Source organism: Vibrio sp. V38_P2S17PM301, assembly GCF_009904845.1.
GTDB lineage: Bacteria > Pseudomonadota > Gammaproteobacteria > Enterobacterales > Vibrionaceae > Vibrio > Vibrio proteolyticus.
The window spans coordinates 1-5,555 of record NZ_WXWO01000018.1; the positions used below are offsets into that span (position 1 = coordinate 1).

Here is a 5,555-nt window from a genome sequence, read left to right on the forward strand (position 1 = left end):
TGACGGGGCTTTAAGCGGCGGTCGCGGGTAATAAAACGGTCTATGTGTTTGCGCTTTTTGTCGTGTCGGACTTTTGCGCCCTTTGACGAGCCTAGTCCTTTCAGGGCTTCGCCCTGCGCTTCGCGCCCGAGTTTTGCACTTGTTTTTGTGCGCACATGGTGAACCTGCTCGAACGCGCGCAGCTTTTGCTGCTCACTCTCAAGCCAGTCTGAATTTGGGGAACTAAAAAGGCCGCTCTCATGAGCGGCTAAGTTTTTGCGGGTAATGTTAGAGCTTTGTGCTGCCCCGGCGATGAAGATAACGTCTTCGGGCGTCAGCTCCGTGGTGACTTCTCGCTCACCCTGCGGTTGGTAAAGGTGATTCATAGAGCACCCTCGCCATAGGAAGAATCCGCGCCCATTTCGGGCGCTTCATCTTGCTTGCGGATTCGCTTTGATTCCATTAGCACTCTACGGCCTTTGTCACGTAGACGTATAGCACGACGTAATTTACTGGATTGCAACTTGCAGACTAGCTCATACTCTCTCGTGAGAATACTTTCCTTGCTCCGATAGTTGGAACCAATAAGCCTAAGTATATCACTGGCTCTAGCGTCGCCATATGCGCGCTTTAAGTCGTTATGCGCATTTAATATCCCAGCTGCACAATAAATATCAAAACTAACTCTGACTGACGTGACGACAGTGCGCCATTCATTGTGGTTGGTAATGCTCATACCTCACCCCCAGACAGGCGCATCTTTTGAACCTCAAAAGCGCGTCTGAATTCTGCCTGACCACGGCGTGAGAAACGGTAGTCCTTACCAGTAGATAAGTGCTTGTCGCCCTTGCCCATATTGGGAAAGTGCTCTTGTTTGATTTTTTCGAGAGTGGATAACCCAAACGGTGTTGGTGTGTGTCCTTTCATGATTTAGCCTCCGCAAGCTGTGTCATAACCTAACGGAGAAAACAATAATCCAAACTTTTAGGATATCCAAGCCTATGGGATTAGTGAAAAGAACAAAATGATCCTCTATGATTTAACAATTAACGAAATGGAGACTTCACGATGATGAACTACACAAACGCACTTTTAGACCGCGTAAAAGCCAAGTTCGAACTGACATCAGACTATCAATTAGCTAAAAAACTAGAGATTAGAGCCACTAGGATAAGCAACTATCGAAACGGCGTTAGTAATATGGACTGGGATTTGGCTTTTAAAATTTGCGATTTGTTAGAGGAAGACGATCAAAATGTCGTTCATGGTCTGATTGAAGATAAATACTCAAACCCTCGCCTAATCAATGCCTTACATAGCGGTCAGGCCTCATAGCACCCCTTTACCAGTTTATACATAATGCGAACTTAGATATATAGAGGCTTAGACCGGCCCGATGTTCTTCTCTGAGCTGTTTGCGTTGATTTTGTAACTCGGTGTCTGTCGATGATTATGGTGTTTCGACGATATGCTGTTGTTTAGTATCCCTTATCAATCCATCGAGTTAATTTCACGCCAAGCGTTTCCATCATCTTTTTTGGTAACCACGCTTGATACTCAGCGACTCATACCTTCTAAGCCCCATGGAATGTCAAAAATGCACTAGGCTGTACAGTGTCAGAAACTGTTACCGCTGTGTCGACTCGGAGGAAAGATTATGGAGAGCTCTAATATTGAAAATGACTTTGTCGTGCTGACTCCCAGCAAACAAGCTAATTCCATCACTAACACTCACGATATGTATGAACGCTTAAACACCGAATATAGTGATTTCAAAGGACATGAACTGATCTCCTGCTATTCCTTTTCCGAAAATTGGTCAACTTGGGAGATTCATCCGCATGGAGATGAAATTGTCATGTTGCTGTCTGGCAGCGCAACTTTCATTCTCGATGTGGACGGCGAAAAACAACATGTTCATCTCTCCCGTGCTGGCGAATATGCGATTATTCCTAGAAACACTTGGCATACCGCCCATGTTGTTGATATGGCCAAGGTGCTGTTCATAACCCCAGGTGAAGGAACCCGGCACAAACCTGACGAATCGATGTGATCTTTCATCGCTTACATGCATGAAAAAACCGCCACGGAGTCGCGGCGGTTTCAGCAATGGAATTAAGTTAAACGATTAGTGCGCCGTTTTCTTGCCATTTTTGCCAGAAAAGCCCTGGTGAGGAAATACGTTGCGAATGCGTTGCTGCACTTTCTTTGGTACTTGCTCAGAAAAAACCAGTTTCATGCCACTTCGCTGGCGGTAAACCTTCATTTCACCATCAAATGGAACATGTTCAGCGATCTCAACAACATTGTGTTTAAACTTTGGCGGGAAATGGCCTTTTACGCGACTCAACTCCCCTGATTTAAACTTCACTCGTAACACCGGTCGATCGACCGCTACCAACCAAAAAATGATCACTGCAGCAATTAAAATGACATACAGCATGACGCACTCTCCTTAATCAGACAGTAACTTAGAAAGATCTTCTTTCAAACTGTTCACTGCTTTACTGGCTTTCTCACTACGGGACGCTTCGCTCAGAAGATATTCGATAGCATCAGACAATGTACAACCCAGCTCACTGGCACGGTGAGACAGCTTCTCCCAAACCCGATAATCCAAATCAATCGACTTTTTCTTGGTGTGAATTTGCTCAGCATTGAAATGACGCTTACGCTTTGCCCGGATCGCCTGCTTCATTTTGTTATCAAGCTCTAGCGACATGTGTTTTTCTATCCATTCAAGAACTTTGGTTGGCTCATGTTCCAAACCTTTAAGCTCTTTAACGGCAGCGTCAGCTTCACTGGTGTCAATATGATGGGTAATCGCTTCCCCATCCTTCCATTTTTTGACCAGATACTGCCACTTCCAACCGCATTCCAGGTTTTCAAGCTGTTGATATTTCATTGTCTAAACATTCCACTGGACTAGTAGTGACAGCGTAACCCAAGTTCGCTGTAATCACAATCTGCTGAGAGTAAAAAGTCGAGCTGGATCATTGCACTACTACCTCACCCTGTTTTTCTATATAATTTGGAACCTTTTATGTAACCAAGAACAGACTCATCGATGAATCAAGAAACCTGGTACTCAGTTATTCCTCACTACGATCATTTTAATGCGTCCGTTGAGCAATACCAAAACATTTCCCATGTTAACTTTTTCACTGCTCAACCACGCCTGAAACAAGCGATCAACAAATTCGTAGCCGGAAAAGGACTAACAAAAGTACTGCTGGTCAATTCTCCGGACAATCCGGTATACAGGCAACTTCTGCAACAACACTTGTCTGACCTTGATTCTGCTGCACCGGTTATCTACACCGAATCCCTGGATCCAAAACATGTATTCGGAACGTACGAAGCCCATTCCGGCGAAGTCACAGTTCAATTGCCTGGCTTATTGGAAAAAGCAAATGGCGGGTACCTGGTATTGTCCGCCAACTTCCTGTTGAGCAATCCTATGAACTGGTTACTACTTAAAGCCGCCGTTTTTGGTGAGCCCGTACAGCAGATCAACTCAGCGCCGACGCACCTTAGCAACAATGTGACAGACAAACATTACAACGTAAAATTGGTCATTGTGGGCGATCGCGGCCAACTGGGTGAAATAGATTATCTGGACAGTGACATATACTCTGGCATGTGCATGTTTTCCGAGGTAGAGCCTGAAATCGAGCTGACAGAACAAAGTATCTCCACATATCTTGGCTATTTGAAATGGTTATGTGCTACTTACGATCTTCCCGAGTTAACTCAAAGTGGCATTGAGCGTCTGATGGTTGCCGGTGCACGTCTTACTGAAGACCAGAGCTACATGCCTTTGGATGTGATTTGGTATCGCTCACTACTTGAAGAAGTCAGTATTGATTTAACAGCTGGTGACAACGTAACAAAAGAGACGTTGGATAAAGTCATTGATGCCCGCCTCTACCGAGAATCTTACCTGCCCGATCGCGCTCTGTCCGATATTCTCGATGGCCAGGTGATCATTGAAACCAAAGGTGAACGCGTTGGTCAGGTGAACGGGCTCACTGTGATTGATGTTCCCGGGCATCCGCTTTCATACGGTGAACCAGCGCGTATTTCGTGTGTCATTCACTTTGGTGACGGTGACATTTCTGACGTAGAACGTAAAGCCGAGTTGGGTGGCAACCTGCACGCGAAGGGCATGATGATCATGCAGGCCTTTGTAAGCAGCGCAATGAATCTCGATGAGCCCATGCCCTATTCTGCCTCCGTCGTATTTGAACAATCGTACTGCGAGGTCGATGGTGACAGCGCATCTCTCGCTGAACTCTGCTCTTTCGTGAGTGCGTTATCCGAGTATCCTATTAACCAACAGATTGCGGTCACTGGCGCGGTGGATCAATTTGGACGCGTCCAGGCAGTCGGCGGGTTGAACGAAAAAATCGAAGGCTTCTATCACGTTTGTAAACATCAGGGTTTGACCGGTTCACAAGGCGTTATTCTGCCCAAATCTAACCTGAAACATTTGGCGCTTCATAAAGATGTAGTGAAGAGCATTCAAGATGGAGAGTTCCATATCTGGTCTGTGTCGACGGTTGATGAAGCAGTACCTATTATTATGGGTAAACCTTTCAGGGGCGATGATGAAGAAAGTGTGATTCATAAAATCGCTGAACGCATCGAGAACTTTGAACGACACGAACACCCTACAGGCTTGATGGATCGAATAAAAAACTGGTTTGTCTAGAACTGATCGGAGTTGTTTAGCTTACACCTGTTCACTAAGATGCACCTGTCAAAAATTGGAGTAATTGATAATGCAAAACAAACGTGATTCATACAATCGTGACGATCTGTTAGCCTCTAGCCGTGGTGAGCTATTTGGTCCGGGTTACCCTCAACTGCCTGCGCCAAATATGCTGATGATGGACCGTGTTACCAAGATGTCTGAAACTGAAGGCGACTATGGTAAAGGTCTAATCCTGGCGGAGCTGGATATTACTCCTGATCTATGGTTCTTCGATTGCCACTTCCCTGGCGACCCTGTTATGCCTGGCTGTCTGGGCCTGGATGCAATGTGGCAGCTTGTTGGCTTCTTCCTTGGCTGGGTTGGCGGCAAAGGTAAAGGCCGTGCACTGGGTGTTGGTGAAGTGAAGTTTACTGGTCAAATCCTACCGACCGCAAAAAAAGTCACGTACGAAATCAATATGAAGCGTGTTGTAAACCGCAAACTGGTTATGGGCTTGGCTGATGGCCGCGTCCTTGTTGACGGTAAAGAAATTTATGTGGCAAAAGACCTGAAAGTTGGCCTTTTCCAAGACACTTCAGCTTTTTAATTAGCAGAGTGAATAAAAGCGGCTCACTTGAGTCGCTTTTTTTTCACCAATCATCTTAGTTATAGTGCATCAGATTACGATATGACAAACAAAAAGCCCCTTTCGGGGCTTAGTTCTCCATTTACAGTATGTGGATTTGAAGATTTTTACTTGTAGAGGCCAGCTTGTTTATCATCTCTGGCGTCACGCCAACCGCCTAACCAATACGATCGCACATCCATCTGTTGATAAGGGCATGTTTCCGACGAACGGCCGTTCAGACCTGCTTTATAT

8 protein-coding genes and 1 pseudogene are annotated in these 5,555 nt (G+C 45.6%); 4 read left to right on the forward strand and 5 right to left on the reverse strand.

The annotated features are described in order from the left end of the window. Both CAG64_RS03895 and CAG64_RS03900 read right to left on the reverse strand, forming a co-directional pair. Positions 1-365, reverse strand: a pseudogene (locus CAG64_RS03895) (hypothetical protein); the annotation flags it as partial. A 346-nt stretch (positions 366-711) separates the two neighbouring features. Then, positions 712-906: a hypothetical protein gene (locus CAG64_RS03900; RefSeq protein ID WP_161448808.1), complete on the reverse strand. Its 195-nt coding sequence runs from the start codon at positions 904-906 to the stop codon at positions 712-714. Between the two features lie 144 nt (positions 907-1,050). Between CAG64_RS03900 and CAG64_RS03905 the strand changes: the two genes are divergently transcribed. After that, entirely contained in the window at positions 1,051-1,314 is a 264-nt protein-coding gene (locus CAG64_RS03905; RefSeq protein ID WP_161448833.1) for a transcriptional regulator, read from the forward strand. Between the two features lie 322 nt (positions 1,315-1,636). Further along, on the forward strand, positions 1,637-2,032 hold the full coding sequence (locus CAG64_RS03910; RefSeq protein WP_161448810.1) for a cupin domain-containing protein: 396 nt from the start codon (positions 1,637-1,639) through the stop codon (positions 2,030-2,032). 75 nt (positions 2,033-2,107) lie between these two features. Here the strand turns inward: CAG64_RS03910 and CAG64_RS03915 are convergent, their stop codons facing one another. Next, positions 2,108-2,422 (reverse strand): DUF3634 family protein, encoded by a 315-nt coding sequence (locus CAG64_RS03915; protein ID WP_021703258.1) that lies wholly within the window; start codon positions 2,420-2,422, stop codon positions 2,108-2,110. Positions 2,423-2,434: 12 nt separating this feature from the next. Further along, entirely contained in the window at positions 2,435-2,884 is a 450-nt protein-coding gene (matP, locus tag CAG64_RS03920) for a macrodomain Ter protein MatP (protein ID WP_021703257.1), read from the reverse strand. A gap of 162 nt (positions 2,885-3,046) precedes the next feature. On the opposite strand from matP, the gene CAG64_RS03925 reads away from it, so the two are divergent. Beyond that, positions 3,047-4,693: an AAA family ATPase gene (locus CAG64_RS03925; RefSeq protein ID WP_161448812.1), complete on the forward strand. Its 1,647-nt coding sequence runs from the start codon at positions 3,047-3,049 to the stop codon at positions 4,691-4,693. 70 nt (positions 4,694-4,763) lie between these two features. After that, positions 4,764-5,282, forward strand: a complete 519-nt coding sequence (fabA, locus tag CAG64_RS03930) for a bifunctional 3-hydroxydecanoyl-ACP dehydratase/trans-2-decenoyl-ACP isomerase (protein WP_021703255.1) — start codon at positions 4,764-4,766, stop codon at positions 5,280-5,282. A 146-nt stretch (positions 5,283-5,428) separates the two neighbouring features. Here fabA and rmf read toward each other — a convergent pair. After that, positions 5,429-5,555, reverse strand: a 127-nt coding sequence (gene rmf / locus CAG64_RS03935; RefSeq protein ID WP_161489274.1) for a ribosome modulation factor, incomplete at its 5' end; no start/stop codon positions are given.

Coding starts and splice junctions, on each gene's coding strand:
- CAG64_RS03900 (WP_161448808.1), bottom strand. CDS start 906: ATGAAAGGACACACACCAACACCGTTTGGGTTATCCACTCTCGAAAAA.
- CAG64_RS03905 (WP_161448833.1), top strand. CDS start 1,051: ATGAACTACACAAACGCACTTTTAGACCGCGTAAAAGCCAAGTTCGAA.
- CAG64_RS03910 (WP_161448810.1), top strand. CDS start 1,637: ATGGAGAGCTCTAATATTGAAAATGACTTTGTCGTGCTGACTCCCAGC.
- CAG64_RS03915 (WP_021703258.1), bottom strand. CDS start 2,422: ATGCTGTATGTCATTTTAATTGCTGCAGTGATCATTTTTTGGTTGGTA.
- matP (WP_021703257.1), bottom strand. CDS start 2,884: ATGAAATATCAACAGCTTGAAAACCTGGAATGCGGTTGGAAGTGGCAG.
- CAG64_RS03925 (WP_161448812.1), top strand. CDS start 3,047: ATGAATCAAGAAACCTGGTACTCAGTTATTCCTCACTACGATCATTTT.
- fabA (WP_021703255.1), top strand. CDS start 4,764: ATGCAAAACAAACGTGATTCATACAATCGTGACGATCTGTTAGCCTCT.